Annotated in this window: 9 protein-coding genes; 2 read left to right on the top strand and 7 right to left on the bottom strand. The window is 37.4% G+C overall.

Going from position 1 to position 15,932, the window contains the following annotated elements:
* Window positions 1-50 precede the first annotated feature (50 nt).
* From D7D54_RS04030 to D7D54_RS04065, 7 genes are all read right to left on the bottom strand, one after another.
* A complete protein-coding gene (locus D7D54_RS04030; RefSeq protein ID WP_120718863.1) occupies window positions 51-5,087 on the bottom strand; it encodes a S8 family serine peptidase in 5,037 nt (1,678 codons plus the stop codon).
* A gap of 208 nt (window positions 5,088-5,295) precedes the next feature.
* Entirely contained in the window at window positions 5,296-6,687 is a 1,392-nt protein-coding gene (pgdA, locus tag D7D54_RS04035) for a peptidoglycan-N-acetylglucosamine deacetylase PgdA (RefSeq protein ID WP_020901904.1), read from the bottom strand.
* A 136-nt stretch (window positions 6,688-6,823) separates the two neighbouring features.
* Window positions 6,824-8,551, bottom strand: coding sequence for a septation ring formation regulator EzrA (ezrA, locus tag D7D54_RS04040; RefSeq protein WP_120718864.1), 1,728 nt, complete (start codon window positions 8,549-8,551; stop codon window positions 6,824-6,826).
* Window positions 8,552-8,632: 81 nt separating this feature from the next.
* Window positions 8,633-10,579: a DNA topoisomerase (ATP-hydrolyzing) subunit B gene (gyrB, locus tag D7D54_RS04045; protein ID WP_077804928.1), complete on the bottom strand. Its 1,947-nt coding sequence runs from the start codon at window positions 10,577-10,579 to the stop codon at window positions 8,633-8,635.
* Between the two features lie 14 nt (window positions 10,580-10,593).
* On the bottom strand, window positions 10,594-11,157 hold the full coding sequence (locus D7D54_RS04050; protein WP_031237667.1) for an HAD family hydrolase: 564 nt from the start codon (window positions 11,155-11,157) through the stop codon (window positions 10,594-10,596).
* A 374-nt stretch (window positions 11,158-11,531) separates the two neighbouring features.
* Entirely contained in the window at window positions 11,532-12,266 is a 735-nt protein-coding gene (locus D7D54_RS04060) for an amino acid ABC transporter ATP-binding protein (protein ID WP_000140957.1), read from the bottom strand.
* Entirely contained in the window at window positions 12,266-12,949 is a 684-nt protein-coding gene (locus tag D7D54_RS04065) for an amino acid ABC transporter permease (RefSeq protein WP_001011642.1), read from the bottom strand. Before D7D54_RS04065 ends, D7D54_RS04060 begins: the two co-directional genes overlap by 1 nt.
* A gap of 191 nt (window positions 12,950-13,140) precedes the next feature.
* Here D7D54_RS04065 and D7D54_RS04070 point away from each other — a divergent pair, with 191 nt between their 5' ends.
* Together D7D54_RS04070 and D7D54_RS04080 are read left to right on the top strand one after the other, a co-directional pair.
* Window positions 13,141-13,371: a DUF1797 family protein gene (locus D7D54_RS04070; RefSeq protein ID WP_000443570.1), complete on the top strand. Its 231-nt coding sequence runs from the start codon at window positions 13,141-13,143 to the stop codon at window positions 13,369-13,371.
* A 230-nt stretch (window positions 13,372-13,601) separates the two neighbouring features.
* Window positions 13,602-15,860, top strand: a complete 2,259-nt coding sequence (locus D7D54_RS04080) for an ATP-dependent Clp protease ATP-binding subunit (protein WP_120718868.1) — start codon at window positions 13,602-13,604, stop codon at window positions 15,858-15,860.
* Window positions 15,861-15,932 lie beyond the last annotated feature (72 nt).

Consider the following 15,932-nt stretch of genomic DNA (forward strand, 5'->3'; position numbering starts at 1 on the left):
AATTGTAACATACTGTAAATCAAAAACTATAGAAAGATGTATTGTATTCTCTACTCACTTTTTGAAAAAGTTGCAAGTCCAATAACTGACAATAAGAGAGAAATTCCTGAAATACTTAGAATAATAGAAATCATGTTATTCTCACCAGTGGCTGGTAACTGTTTTCCTTCTTTGTTGACTGTAGCTAAAAATACTTGTTGACTACTTCCAGCTAGTGTTTTATTCTCATGCTTATCTTCTATATTGGAATGAGGCATGGCAATTGATGTAGCTTTCTCAATTTTATCATTGCTAATTGAAGGCTTAATAGTTGAGACTTGTCTATTGTGACTTACTAATTTAACAGGTTGCACTTGAGAAACTGGTTTAGCTGGAATAACTGGATTGATCGTTACAACTGGTTTAGTTGGAATAACTGGCTTAATCGTTACAACTGGTTTAGTTGGAATAACTGGTTTAACCGTTACAACTGGTTTAGTTGGAATAACTGGCTTAATCGTTACAACTGGTTTAGCTGGATTAACTGGCTTAATCGATGCGACTGGTTTAGTTGGATTAGCTGGTTTAATCGTTACAACTGGTTTAGCTGGAATAACTGGCTTAATCGTTACAACTGGTTTAGTTGGATTAGCTGGTTTAACCGATGCAACTGGTTTAGCTGGATTAACTGGAATAACTGGTTTAACTGGTGCAACTGCTTTAGTTGGAATCTCTACTTTATTAGCCTTCAGTTTTATAGCCGTCTCTTTTAGAGCATTGATTACTTCATTAATTTCTTCTTGACTAGCTTCTGCATTTTCCAAAAGTAGCTTAGCTTTATTGAAAATAAGATTATATGTATCTTTCTCCTCTTTGCTAGCTGTCAAAAATCTTGGATCTTTGTCTTGGAACTTCACTTCATCCACGATAACATTTTTTAGGCTCATGAAATCTGTTTCTTTCCCATTCAGCTGGTCTTGTGCTTGCAAGAAAGCGGTCAATAGACGGTCGATTTCATCTTGAGTTATCAAATCTTTTGTAATTAATAATGCCAAGAGTTTAAATTCACGATCATATTGACCTTTGCGTTCTTGATCAGAATTTATATATTTACCTTTTTTAACTGTCTCAGCATATGCTTTAATAGCATTCTTCAATGATGTGATATCAGATTCCTTACCATCCAATGTTTGCATAGCAGACTCTAAAGCCTTAACAATTTGGTCAATTTTATCTTGGTTAAGTTTACTTCCCAATGCTAGTTGCGCATCTTTGACACTTTGATCAAAAATCTCTTTTAACTTCTGTTTTGTATTATAATATCTCGGAGTTTTAACTACTTCCATTTGTTTATTTAAAGCTGCAATCAGAGCTAACTTAGAAACAACTGAAAGTGACAAAACATTATTTTTACCAAACAAGACTTTAAATGGTTGAAGATTATCAAGTAATTCATAACCGTTTGATAGATTTACAAGAACTTTATATTCACCAGTAACTACTTTCTTACCATAAGAATGTTTACCATATGTTTCAGCTGGCAAGACTTGACTCTGACCATCTTCACCTACTAAAGTAATCGTTGTAGTTCCAGGAACAGCTTGATTAAAGCCAACCGTTACTGGGGCATATTTCATTTTGTTAGCCAAGAAGGTAATAGTTTGAAAACTGTTTTCTTTCGTTAAATCAAATTCCTTAGATAGAGCACTCACAAATTTCAACTCTGTACGGTCATAGCTAAAAATTTCTGCAACATAATGCCCAAATTTCAAGAAATTAATATCTTTTGACTTATCAACAGTTACATATTGACCTTCGCTATTTTTAATGCGATAAACATAAGTTGTATCAATCTCATCCTTGGTTTTATTGTTTAGTATAGCAATTTTTACACGACCACTATTTTCTTCACCTACAAGATCTTTAAGAGATATAAAATCTACATTTCCCGCAAAGTCTTCTACATAATAGAAGATTTTCGATTTATCAACGTTCTTAGGAAGTGTATAACTACCATCTTCATTTTGTTTGATAATTTGATACTGTTCGATTTCTGAATCTGTCGCCTCTCTATTTTCAGAAGGACGAATATAAAAGACTTTTTCTAGAAGAATTCCCCCATTTCCTACATCCTGAGGTTTACGAGCTATAAATTGTTCTTGATCTTTTTGAGAACGAATATATCCCGAAGTAATCAGAGGTTTTTGTGTATCGATTTGAATTTTAAATGTTGTATATTGTTCCTCAGCTCCAGGGACATCTGGCTTATAACTAATAACATAGTCATAAATTCCATCAGAAACTCGATTTCCATTAGAATCCTGTCCTCCCCAAGCTGTTTTATCTACAATATAACTTCTTGGATTTCTAGTATCGCCATCAAAATAATTTTTTACAAGGTCTGTTGGACGACTTTGCCAAATAGGCTGACTGTGTGTTGTATCCGAAGAAGCATAAACCGTCGCACGAAGATTTACCAAGTTTCTATAGACAAGAGTTTTAAACCGAACAGAATCTTTATTACCATCCTCATTTGGCGAGATAGCAAGGCGGATGTTCCCCTTTTCATCTAATTGAAGATAGTATTTGCCTTCAGCATCTTGTTTCACTCCGAGTACAGTCACTCGACTTCCTTGACGCTCTGCTTTTAAAACATTTACATCATTTTCAGAACTTGTTAAATAAGTTGCATCGTCTGAAGGTGAAATTCCTGGATTATCTTTATCAATTTCAGAGTAAAATCCACTGTTTCCTTCCTTAATCAATTGATAAATTGGTTTTTCAATTGCAGGTAGATTTTGGAATTCTCCCTTAAATCCCATAAATGGTAAACCAATAACATAACCATCATCTGCAGGATTGACAAATCTAACAAATCCTTCTAGAAAATAACCATTTGGCATTATTTTGCTAAGTTCTTCAGTAAACTTACTTGTATCTACACTAACTGTTACTGTCTTCGTACTATGAGCTTTCACAGTTACTTCAGGCCAGACTGTTTCAGTTAGTTTTCGTGGACGGAGAGTGAATTTCCCTTCTTCAACTTCATCAGTATTTGTATTTACAATCATCTTCAATGTTCGGTCTTTATCCGAAATATTATGAATTGTAACTTCAAAGGTAAATTTATCACCAACATTGCCAAGAGTAACACTTGGATAGTTATTTGCACCTGTTACAAATAAATCTGTGCTTGTTGCCGCCATCGTGTCAACTACACCAGCACCTTGCTGACGTGGAGAAGTATAGGCTCCAGTCTGTTTATTAAAATGTGGTTTTGCAGTAGACATAATTAAAGCTTTTACAATCTCTGAAATTTGACTAGCTGATAATTCAGGATGTTTCTTTGCTAAATATTCTTTGACTAATGCTGCGACACCAGCTACATGAGGAGCCGCCATACTTGTTCCACTGATACTTCCATAGCTATTATCGTTAAATGATGAATAGATATTTCCACCAGGTGCAGTAACATCTGGTTTCAATTGTCCATCTGTTGTAACTCCCCAACTTGAAAAATCTGACAATTGGTCTGCAACATCTGATTTACGATTATCCATCTTGTGATTAAAGACAATTTTATACTGACCAGACTTAAGAATTTCACCATAATGTTTTGAAATAAAGACAGATGGGATTTTCTTAGCATCACCTGTAACAGACATACTAACATTTGCACCTTCAACGTTGTTATAAATTAAAACTCCAGCTGCACCATGTTGAAGAGCATTTTTAATCTTATCAGAAAAATTAATTTTACCACGTTGAATCAGTGCTAACTTGCCTCTTACATCAATATTAGCAAAATCTTCTTCACGACCAATACCCGCTGCTACATATTCGTATTCTTTCCCGTTTTCAAAATCTTTTTCTGTTTCAGGTCTATTAAAATCAAACTTACCATAATCAAGGGTAGCGTCATTTTCTAAACCTTTTACTTCAAAGACTTCAGTAGTTAGAATTTTATTATTAATAGAAGCAACAGAAATTGAATCTTCCACTGTAGAGGGATTTCCGACAAGACCATAATCAGGATTTGCTGCCAATGGTTGTGAAAAACCTCTACCGAAAGTATTACTATTACCTGCAGCGATAACAACAGATACTCCTTTAGCGCGTGCTCTTTTTACTGCATCAATGATATCTGAACCAGCATCTACCGTTGAACCCGCACCTGCACCCAAACTCATATTGATCACATCTGCACCTAATGCAACAGCATCATCAATAGCTTTTACATAAAGGGCAGAGGCTGTAGTTTTATCTCTGTCTGAAAAAACTCTCATAAACATAATTTGAGCTTCTGGCGCCACCCCGTAAACCTTCTCAGAATTCGGTGCTTTATTAACAGGATTTCCAGCTACAATTCCAGTAACGTGCATTCCATGAGACTCTTTTTCAGCCTCTTTTATATTATCAGTTCCATCAAAGTAATCATAAGCATATACTACTTTGTCACTGTACCATTTCCCATAGTCAATACCAGTAGCCTTTTTAGCTTTTTCGATATCATCCTGATTTTTAAATTTCGCCTTTGACGGATCAGAAATACGCAAAACCTCATGATTCAAATCAAGACCTGAATCTATAACAGCGACTACAGTTCCTTGTCCTTTATGTCCTGCTTCCCAGGTTTTAGGGACAGTAATAATTTCATTACTGGAGATACTGTTCGGCTTTTCTTTATGTCCACCTTGAGATAACGACTGTGATTGTATGCTTTCTGAAGAAGAATTACTTTTCACTGCTGATTCTTCCTTCTTCTCTTCACTTTTTATAGCAGTCGTTTCTTTCTGTGTGGTTAAATCCTTGTCTGACTTATTATCTCTATACTCGATAGAATCATCTTGTTTTAATGACTCTATCACTTCTGTTTTTTCTTTCGAAGAAGAATTTAGAGCATTCTTGTCAGCCGTGACTGGTGATGCAAGCTTATTTGAATCATCTAATTTATTAGTCGTTACAGTACGTGTAACTTGATTGGATGTTTCAAATTTTCCCTCATCGGCACTAACCTGTGCGAAAGCAAATCCGAAAGCAAAGACCGTTAGCAGAAAAATTGTTGCTATTTGGTACTTGTTATGACAAAAATCTTTGCAATCTCCCATAAAATCACTCCTTTTTATTTAAAATTAAAAGTATTATATACCAAATTATCTGAAAATTCTATCAAAATATTATTTTGTAACAAAATTGTAATATTAACCAATCCTATCATGAGATTTAAACATAAAAAAATTTAGCCTCGATTAATACAAGACTAAATTTATTTATTGAAAAATTACTTACGATTTAATTAGTTATTCAGCAAAAGTCTTACTGATCACGGTCATAGAATAGTTCATGTGCTTTTAATCGTGAATTAAGCATTTCAGGAACTGTGACAAAGTGATATCCTTGCTCTTTTAGATAATCTATAATCTTTGGTAAAGCATTGACTGTTTCAGCATGGATATCATGCATTAAGATAATCGAACCATTACGAACTTGACGTTGAATCTCTGTCAAAATTGCTGCTTCATTCTTACTCTTCCAATCCAGACTATCCACATCCCACATAATAAAACTCAAATCAAGGCTATTTCGAATGTCGTCTGTAATGGCTCCATAAGGCGGACGCATAAGTTTGGAACTAGAACCCAACACTTTAGTTAGCGCATCCTCAGTATCAGTAATCTGTTTTTTAGCTTCGTCAAGTGAAAGTTTTGAAAGCACTGGATGACTCCAACTATGGTTTCCAATAACATGGCCATCCGATTTCATGCGTTTCAAAATCTCTTCATTTCCAGAAACATTCTTACCTAAAACAAAGAAAGTTGCCTTGATACCATACTTAGAAAGTGTATCTAATGCTTGATTTGTCGTTGCAGGATTTGGTCCATCATCAAAAGTTAGAGCTACCACTTTTTGGTTTTTCTTTTCATAATAAGCCTTATAAAGTTCGGCATCCTTGTCTAATAAATAAGAGGATTGTACTACATCAAAGAAACTAGATACTGGTAAGGCAATATCATCTAGATTTTCAACTGACTGACTTGGATAAAGGATAATCTGACTATCCTTGTAATCAAAATTCCATGCAGACAAGTCTTGATCAGAGAAGCCTTTAACAACTTGATCAATCTTTTCTTGCTCCAATTTCTTATCCTGTAAGAAAGAGGTGATTTCTTTTAACAACTGCTCTTTGGCTTTACTAGGATCTGAAAATAATTGATCAAGTGTATAAGGTTTACCATCTTCTGTCAAATGGACTTTTGCCAGACTAGTTTTTTCAGTCTCTTCAACTTTTGACGAAGTTAAATCATAGACTTGTTTCATCACACTTCGGTTAACAATCCCTTTTAAAGTCGAATCCTGTTTCTCAGTATAATAAAAAACTAGATTTTCCTTGTCTTCCAGATTTTCCTTAATATCCTGTGTCATGATTTCTTTTACAGATGAAATCACTTGCTCCCCTTGGAGAGGATAATAGGCAATTACTTCGGCTTGTCCCTTACGAAAATGATCTTTCTGATTTCCCTCACTCAATTGATCATCTTTCTCTTTTTTGAGCGTTTCAATCCTTTGTTCAAAACTTTGCTTTGTATATATTTTGTATCCAATCATTGAACCAAGGACACAAATACTTACTGAAAAGATAGCTACTAGGGCTATTAAACCGATTCTCTTTTTATCGTGCTCAACACGATTTGCTCTACTTTTATCCATAGAAATATCATATCAAATTCAGGCTATAATTTCAATGAGAAATAAGTACTATTACTCGTTTTGAACAAAAAAATAGGCTCCATAATATCTATAGGGGGATTTACCCACTACAAATATTTTAGAGCCTTTTATTATGTTAGAAACGAATCGTCTCACGTGTTTTTTCGTATGAAGTGACAAAACGGTTGGTTACACCTGGTTCTGCAACTTCCAAAGCTTGCGAAATCTTATCAAATGAAGCATGATAATCAAATTCTTTTTCAAAAATTTCTAATGATTCATTAAAAGCTTCTTGAATTCGTTCATCAAATGAGCGGTAACGGTTCGAATACTGTAGCAATTGTTCTGTCAATGTTGCATATTGAACAATATTATATGTTTCTTCTTCAAGTGCTTCCATATCATTGGTTGTAATTTCAAGCATACGGTTCACAGCTTCGATATTGACCCGAGCTTCTTCTAGTTCAGCCATCAACTCTTCTGTATGGTTACTTGCTGTGAAGAACAACTGTAAGAAACTCTGAGGAATACCTGGAAGATTGCGTTTTTCCATATATCTCTTAATTGTGTGAAGACGATTAACATAAACATTTGCCTTCTGGCGAGCATTGATATCATCTTTTTCAATCTGAGCAAGACGTTGACTAACCGCAACTTGTTCATCTTCAATTTCTTTCAAAGTAGCTTGTAAGTTTTCTAAACGTTCTTCAAGTAATGAATACGGCTCAGAATGTTCCTCCTGTTCAGAAGTTAATTCCAATACTGACTCTTCCAAAGATTCTAACTCAGCTTGTAATCTGTGAACATGACTAACATCCGTTTCAGATAGTAGGTAATTGTTACTCAATCGTTGAATATCTTCCACTAAAACAGCATTACTATCTTTCATGTGTTTCAAATATGTGGGAAGGGTTGCAACTAAGCCTTCTACTACTTTTTGAGCAGCGATTTCTCGTGTAAAGATATCATAGAGTGTATTGATTTCTTCTTGAACTTGAGTATTTTCATACTCAGCATTATCCAACTCTAATTGTGCAATATTTTCGTGGTTTTTCTTCAAAGCTTCATAAAGCAATTGGAAGCGAGATTCAATATCCGTTTCAGCAAAATGATAGTTAGCATCTAAAAGCTTACGGTAACCATCCTCCAAATCTTCCAATTGATCAGGTAGCTCTTTAGATAATGTTTTTACAATCGCTGGCAGGCGGTCAACAATGTGACTCAAAGCCAAGATATGATTTTCAGCATTATCCAAAATCACAGCAGCTTCTACTGGGTCACCTGAAGTATTCAAAGTAACAAACTGAGAAAACTCTGATTGGATATTTTCCAATTGTTTTTCGATTTCAGATAAACCTTGGCCGTATTCTTCAGAATGATCAGCCACTCGGTGTTGCAACTCTTCAAATAAATCCAAGGTATGGAGAACACGTCCACTATTTTTAGACTCTTGTTTCTCCAAATCTGCCAAAGCATTGCGAATTGCTGCAATATCTTCTTCAATCAAGGTAATTTGACTCTCGATTTGGTCAATTTGATGACTGGCCTTGAAAAAACGGAATGAGTTGTTGTAGCCTTCTGCCTCAAAAAGATTATTTTCGATATCAGCAAAAGAGTTAAGAGATAGGTCAACCCATTTTTGGTTCCATTCACGGAAGGCCACTTGACTTTGCCCGATTAAATGCATGTTTTTTACAGCTTCAACTTCATCATTAACTGGAAGATTGTAGAGTTCTTCTTTTTTCCCTTCTAAAATTGCTAATTTACTTTCATTACGTTTCCGTACATAAATTGCTATAGCATATGAAATCAGCAATAAAATTGCAACTGCAATTATAAGATACATTACTAGACTACCAGACATATTAAACTCCTTTTTTACTTGAAACAATCGTAATGATTATATCATATTTTTTAGACCAAGGGAACTACTTCTCCCGATTTTTTAGACATCAAGTGTACTATAGACGGCATTTTCTTCGATAAATTCACGACGAGGCTCTACTCGATCCCCCATCAACATATCAAAGATTTTATCTGCTTCAGCCGCATCATCCACAGAAACTCTAGCCATCAAACGATGCTCAGGATCCATGGTTGTTTCCCATAACTGATGATCGTCCATTTCACCTAGCCCCTTATAACGCTGAATGGTCGGTTTGGTACGACCTTCACTATAACGGGCTAAGGCTTCTTGGAGTTTGATTTCTTGGTCTGCTCCTGGCTGGATATATTCTTTAATCTCACTTCCAACCTTGACACCATAGATTGGTGGTTGAGCGATATAAACATAGCCAGCTTCTAGGATTGGTTTCATATAACGATAAATCAAGGTCAAAAGAAGGGTACGAATGTGGGCTCCATCGACATCGGCATCAGTCATCAAAACAAGTTTTTGGTAACGAGCTTTTGAAACATCAAATTCTGCACCAAATCCTGTTCCCATCGCTGTGAAAAGACTACGAATTTCTTCGTTAGCTAGAATCTTATCCATACTTGCCTTTTCAACGTTCAAAATCTTACCGCGGATTGGAAGAATTGCCTGAAATTCACGGTTACGACCAGATTTTGCTGATCCACCAGCTGAGTCTCCTTCGACGATGAAGAGTTCTGTTTCAGCAGGATTGTTAGAAGAGCAGTCTGCTAGTTTACCTGGAAGGTTGGAAATTTCCAAACCAGATTTTTTACGAGTGACTTCACGCGCACGCTTGGCAGCCACACGAGCCTTAGCAGCCAGAATTCCTTTTTCTACAATGCGTTTTGCAATTTGAGGATTCTCCATAAGGAAATCAGAGAAGGCATCACTGAAGAGACGATTGGTAATCTTGACCACTTCGCTATTCCCCAGTTTTGTCTTGGTCTGTCCTTCAAACTGTGGATTTGGGTGTTTAACTGAGATAACTGCAGTTAATCCTTCGCGGACATCTTCCCCTGTTAGGTTGTCTTCATTGTCTTTCAGTAACTTATTCTTACGAGCATAATCGTTGATGACACGTGTCAAGGCTGTACGGAAACCTTGTTCATGCGTTCCACCTTCATGGGTGTGGATATTATTGGCGAAACTCATGACATTTTCATGGTAACCCGTTGTGTACTGCATGGCTACTTCAACTGTGATATCATCCATTTCACCATCTGTGTAAATTGGTGTATCAAAGATTACATCCTTGTTCTCATTGATATATTCAACATAGCTAGCAATCCCACCTTCATAATGGTAATGCTTGGTTTGTTCCAAACCTTCGCGCTTATCTGTGATGGAGATTTGAAGACCGCGATTTAGAAAGGCCAATTCTTGAATCCGTTTATTTAATTTATCGAAATCAAAAGTTGTTGTTTCAGTGAAAATTTCTGGGTCCGGTGTGAAGTGAACCGTTGTTCCAGTTCTATCTGTATCCCCAACCACCTCAAGATCAGCAACAACATGACCACGACGGTATTCTTGATAATGAATTTTACCATTTTTGTGGACATGAACATCTAATTGAGTGGAAAGGGCATTAACTACTGAAGACCCCACTCCGTGAAGACCACCTGAGACCTTGTATCCGCCACCACCAAACTTTCCTCCAGCGTGCAGGACAGTAAAGACAGTCTCAACGGCAGGTCGACCTGTTTTTTCCTGAATATCGACTGGGATACCACGCCCATCATCGACAACAGTAATCGAATCATCTGGCTCAATAAAGACTTGAATATGGCTAGCAAATCCTGCCAAGGCCTCATCAATTGAGTTATCAACAATTTCCCAGACTAGATGGTGAAGACCTTCTTTTGAGGTTGACCCGATATACATCCCTGGACGCATACGAACAGCCTCTAAGCCCTCTAAAACTTGAATTTGACTGGCATCATAATCTTGTGCCTGCAGATTTTTAATTTCTTCTGTCATCTTATTCCTTTTTCTTACATATCTAATACTTGTCTTAAATTCACGATACTGGTAAACAAGTGGGTAGCTAGTCCTGCAGCTTGACCTGCTTCGATATCAATCGGTCGATCACCAATTACAAGACCAGAGTTAATCTGATACTTTTCTCTTAAATAAATCATGGACTCAGGGTTTGGTTTTCTCTTAAAACCTGAGTTAGAAGTCACCACTTCAGTAAAATAAGCTGCTATAGAGGTTTTTTCTAAAATTTCCAAGACCTGATCATTTCTATGAGAGACTAAAAAATGACGCCCACCTTGATTTGAAATGTCTTCCAATAAGTCAGCAACTCCATCAAATAAGATCGGGTGTTCTAGCTCTCGGGCTTCATTTTCCTTGTACTTTTCTAAAAAATGATCTAAGTCGGGAGCGAATGTCTCAATCGCAAAATCAGTAGAAACCTTTAAAGCCTGATAGACACTGTCGTGGTCTTGTGTAATACCATACAGCGCTAAAGTTTCAACAAATGAAGCTGTTGAAGTTTCATAATTATCTAGTAAAGTTCCACCTAAATCCCAGATGTAATCGTGATATTTCATAGCTTTCATTATAGCATTTTTTTATGAAAAAAGCGATGATTTCCCTGAGTTTTCCACATAAAAAATGCTCTATGATATTTATATAGGATAAATTTCTTATAGATATTATGAAACCTATTTTCTTGTAGAAAAAAGCCCCATATAATCTATAATGAAAAGTAACCAAACCATCATTAGAGAGAATCATATGGAACAATTATATTTTAACACAAAACTACTTTATATTAAAAATCCTAATATCCAATTTATGGATGTTATTAATAAGGGGGGTAACTTCTCAAAGTAAGTTCCACTTGACTGGTATTGAGCCTAGTTTTTTACTAATCTTCTCTTGAAAGTTTAAAACTGATTACAAACAGCTCAGCAAAGCTAACTTATAAAACCTTACTCAAGAAGTCCTTAGTTCGTTGTTCTTGGGTTTGTTCAAAAATCTGTTCAGGTGTTCCATCTTCAACAACCACACCGTCTGCCATAAAGATGACACGATCTGCCACCTCACGAGCAAATCCCATTTCATGAGTTACGATAACCATGGTCATTCCTGACTTGGCTAGGTCTTGCATAACCGCCAGCACCTCACCTACCATTTCAGGGTCCAGGGCTGAAGTTGGCTCGTCAAAGAGCAAAACATCAGGTTCCATAGCTAAACCACGTGCAATAGCAATCCGTTGTTGCTGCCCACCTGACAAACTCTGTGGATAAGCAGTTGCCTTATCTGGTAAACCAACTTTTTCCAAAAGTTCCTGAGCTCTCTTCTCAGCAACTTCCTTACTTTCACCTTTGGTCTTGATAGGAGACAAGGTGATATTTTCCATCACAGTCATATTAGGAAAGAGATTAAATTGTTGGAAAACCATGCCCATCTTCTCACGCATGGCAAAGAGGTCATTCTTCTTGTCCGTAATATCGACTCCCTCAAAGATAACCTTCCCCTTGGTCGCTTCTTCCAACAAATTCATAGAGCGAAGCAAGGTAGATTTCCCACTCCCTGAAGGACCGATGATAACGACAACTTCTCCTCTTTTAATCTCGAGGTTGATGCCCTTCAATACTTCATTCTTTCCAAAGGATTTATGTAAATTTTCAATTTTTATCAAGGTTTCTGTCATTATTTCTTATCTCCTTGTCCCATACGTTTTTCAAAAGCTTTCAAGGCCACTGTCAAAATAGAAGTCATAATTAAGTAGTAAAATGCAGCAAATAAAAGTGGTGTTAAAGGTAGATAGGTTGTTGTGGAAACTGTTGTAGCCCCATTCCACAGCTCCATGACACCGATAGCTGATAAGAGGGAACTATCCTTGATAATCGTGATAAATTCGTTCCCCAATGCTGGCAAGATATTTTTGATAGCTTGTGGCAAAATCACATAGCGCATCGCGTTTTTAGGACGAATCCCTAAAGAATAAGCTGCCTCTAACTGCCCCTTAGGAACCGCATTGATTCCGGCCCGAACAGTCTCAGAAACATAGGCACCACTGTTCATAGAGATAATCAAAATCCCTGGAATCAGACGAGAAAGATCAACACCCAAAATCCCAACCTGAATAGTCGGAGCATTGATATGCATAAGAGCAAAGGCAATCATAATCTGAACCATCATCGGTGTCCCACGGAAAATCCAGACGTACAAGTTGGCGAGCCAGACAAGCGGTTTAAACTTTGAACGTTGCCCAAAAGCCAAGACAACACCCAAAATAGTTCCCAAAAAGACAACACAGATAGAAATGAGAACCGTCACGACAGCCCCATAGTTAAAATAAGGTAAATACTTAGGTAAAAAAGAAAAATTCATAGTCACACTGCTTTCTAAAATAGAATACTGTATGATTATAACATGCATTGTATTAAAATTCAAACTTTTTATCCGATTTATTCAAAAAATCTTTAAGCTGGTAGAATTAGCGAGAAATCTTAGTTTTTTTCTAGTCAAGTTGGCTTCCTTTATGGTAAAATAGTAATGATAAGAAATGAAGGAGAATCAAAATGGAATCACATTTGGTTAGAATCATCAACCGCCTTGAAGCAATGGCAAAAGATGGCGGAAATTTAAAACGTAATTTTGAACGCGAAGGAGTTGTTGTTGCAGAAGTTGCATACAGCCACGACGAAGAAAACGGCTCAATCTTCACCCTTCGTGATGTAGAAGCTCGCGAAACTTATACGTTTGACAGCATTGACTTGATTGCAATGGAGATTTACGAACTCCTTTACTAATACAAAACAAGCTGGGATTACACCCTGCATGTCTAACCAAAATCCTTTTTGTCTCACAAATAGGATTTTTTTATAGTCTAAATTCACAAAGATTTTCATTGTAACAACTTCTCAAAACTTCAATCTTTTTACTTGCTTTACACCTCAATCCTGTTATAATGAGAGTATAGAAATTTGACTATTTTTGACCTTTAGATAGGTCAGGCTAAAGAAAGAAATGAGGTAGATGTATGCTTTGTCAAAACTGTAAAATCAACGACTCAACAATTCATCTTTATACCAATCTCAATGGAAAGCAAAAACAAATTGACCTCTGTCAAAACTGCTATAAGATTATCAAGACAGATCCTAACAATAGCCTCTTTAAAGGTATGACGGATCTGAACAATCGTGACTTTGATCCCTTTGGTGATTTCTTCAATGACCTAAACAATTTTAGACCTTCTAGCAATACTCCACCGACTCCCCCAACCCAATCAGGTGGAGGTTACGGTGGAAATGGCGGGTATGGTTCTCAAAATCGTGGATCTGTTCAAACTCCGCCACCTAGCCAAGAAAAAGGCCTGCTGGAAGAATTTGGTATCAACGTAACTGAAATTGCCCGTCGTGGTGATATTGACCCCGTTATTGGACGCGACGATGAGATTATCCGTGTCATCGAAATTCTCAATCGTAGAACCAAGAATAATCCTGTCCTTATCGGTGAACCAGGTGTCGGAAAAACAGCCGTTGTCGAAGGTCTAGCTCAAAAGATCGTTGATGGTGATGTTCCACATAAACTCCAAGGAAAACAAGTCATCCGTCTGGATGTGGTTAGTCTGGTTCAAGGAACGGGTATTCGTGGGCAATTTGAAGAACGCATGCAAAAACTCATGGAAGAAATTCGCAAACGTGAGGACATCATCCTCTTTATCGATGAAATCCATGAAATTGTTGGTGCGGGTTCTGCAGGCGATGGCAATATGGATGCTGGAAATATCCTCAAGCCAGCCCTTGCTCGTGGGGAACTGCAACTAGTCGGTGCAACTACCCTCAATGAATACCGTATCATTGAAAAGGATGCTGCCCTAGAGCGTCGTATGCAACCTGTTAAAGTCGATGAACCAACTGTGGAGGAAACGATTATTATCCTCAAAGGGATTCAAAAGAAATACGAAGACTACCACCACGTTCAATATACCGATGCTGCGATTGAAGCAGCTGCAACTCTTTCCAATCGCTACATCCAAGATCGCTTCTTACCTGACAAAGCCATTGACCTCCTAGATGAAGCTGGTTCTAAGATGAACTTGACCTTAAATTTTGTGGATCCTAAAGTAATCGATCAGCGCTTGATTGAAGCTGAAAATCTCAAATCTCAAGCTACACGAGAGGAAGATTTTGAGAAGGCTGCCTACTTCCGCGACCAGATTGCCAAGTATAAGGAAATGCAAAAGAAGAAGGTCACGGACCAAGATACTCCTATCATCAGCGAAAAAACCATTGAGCACATTATCGAGCAGAAAACCAATATCCCTGTTGGTGATTTGAAAGAGAAAGAGCAATCTCAACTCATCCATCTAGCCGAAGATCTCAAGTCTCATGTTATTGGCCAAGATGATGCAGTCGATAAGATTGCCAAGGCTATTCGTCGTAATCGTGTCGGTCTCGGTACGCCTAACCGTCCAATCGGAAGCTTCCTCTTTGTCGGGCCAACTGGTGTCGGCAAGACAGAACTTTCCAAACAACTAGCTATCGAACTCTTTGGTTCTGCTGACAGCATGATACGCTTTGACATGAGCGAATACATGGAAAAACACAGTGTGGCTAAATTGGTCGGTGCCCCTCCAGGTTATGTTGGCTATGATGAGGCTGGGCAATTAACGGAAAAAGTTCGTCGCAATCCATATTCACTTATTCTCTTGGATGAAGTAGAGAAAGCCCATCCAGATGTTATGCACATGTTCCTTCAAGTCTTGGACGATGGTCGTTTGACAGATGGACAAGGACGTACCGTTAGTTTCAAGGATGCCATCATCATCATGACTTCAAATGCAGGTACAGGTAAGGCAGAAGCCAGCGTTGGATTTGGTGCTGCTAGAGAAGGACGTACCAACTCTGTTCTTGGTGAACTCGGTAACTTCTTTAGCCCAGAGTTTATGAACCGTTTTGATGGTATTATCGAATTTAAGGCTCTCAGCAAGGACAACCTCCTTCAGATTGTCGAGCTTATGCTAGCAGACGTTAACAAGCGCCTTTCTAGCAACAACATTCATTTGGATGTAACTAACAAGGTCAAGGAAAAATTGGTTGACCTCGGCTATGATCCAAAAATGGGAGCACGCCCACTTCGTCGTACTATTCAAGACTATATTGAGGACGCAATCACTGACTTCTACCTTGAAAATCCAAGCGAAAAAGACCTCAAGGCAGTTATGACCAGCAAGGGCAACATTCAAATCAAATCTGCCAAAAAAACTGAAGTAAAAACTTCTGAAAAAGAAGTATAAATCCTACAGAAAAGGAGTAGAAAATGAAAATTTTCTGCTCCTTTTTATTAAAATAACTATAAGTTCTTGACA

This window comes from Streptococcus chosunensis (assembly GCF_003626515.1).
GTDB classification, from domain to species: Bacteria; Bacillota; Bacilli; order Lactobacillales; family Streptococcaceae; genus Streptococcus; species Streptococcus chosunensis.

What these genes read in the sequence shown, in the direction of transcription:
- D7D54_RS04030 (WP_120718863.1), bottom strand. Translation starts at nt 5,087, where the DNA reads ATGGGAGATTGCAAAGATTTTTGTCATAACAAGTACCAAATAGCAACA.
- pgdA (WP_020901904.1), bottom strand. Translation starts at nt 6,687, where the DNA reads ATGGATAAAAGTAGAGCAAATCGTGTTGAGCACGATAAAAAGAGAATC.
- ezrA (WP_120718864.1), bottom strand. Translation starts at nt 8,551, where the DNA reads ATGTCTGGTAGTCTAGTAATGTATCTTATAATTGCAGTTGCAATTTTA.
- gyrB (WP_077804928.1), bottom strand. Translation starts at nt 10,579, where the DNA reads ATGACAGAAGAAATTAAAAATCTGCAGGCACAAGATTATGATGCCAGT.
- D7D54_RS04050 (WP_031237667.1), bottom strand. Translation starts at nt 11,157, where the DNA reads ATGAAATATCACGATTACATCTGGGATTTAGGTGGAACTTTACTAGAT.
- D7D54_RS04060 (WP_000140957.1), bottom strand. Translation starts at nt 12,266, where the DNA reads ATGACAGAAACCTTGATAAAAATTGAAAATTTACATAAATCCTTTGGA.
- D7D54_RS04065 (WP_001011642.1), bottom strand. Translation starts at nt 12,949, where the DNA reads ATGAATTTTTCTTTTTTACCTAAGTATTTACCTTATTTTAACTATGGG.
- D7D54_RS04070 (WP_000443570.1), top strand. Translation starts at nt 13,141, where the DNA reads ATGGAATCACATTTGGTTAGAATCATCAACCGCCTTGAAGCAATGGCA.
- D7D54_RS04080 (WP_120718868.1), top strand. Translation starts at nt 13,602, where the DNA reads ATGCTTTGTCAAAACTGTAAAATCAACGACTCAACAATTCATCTTTAT.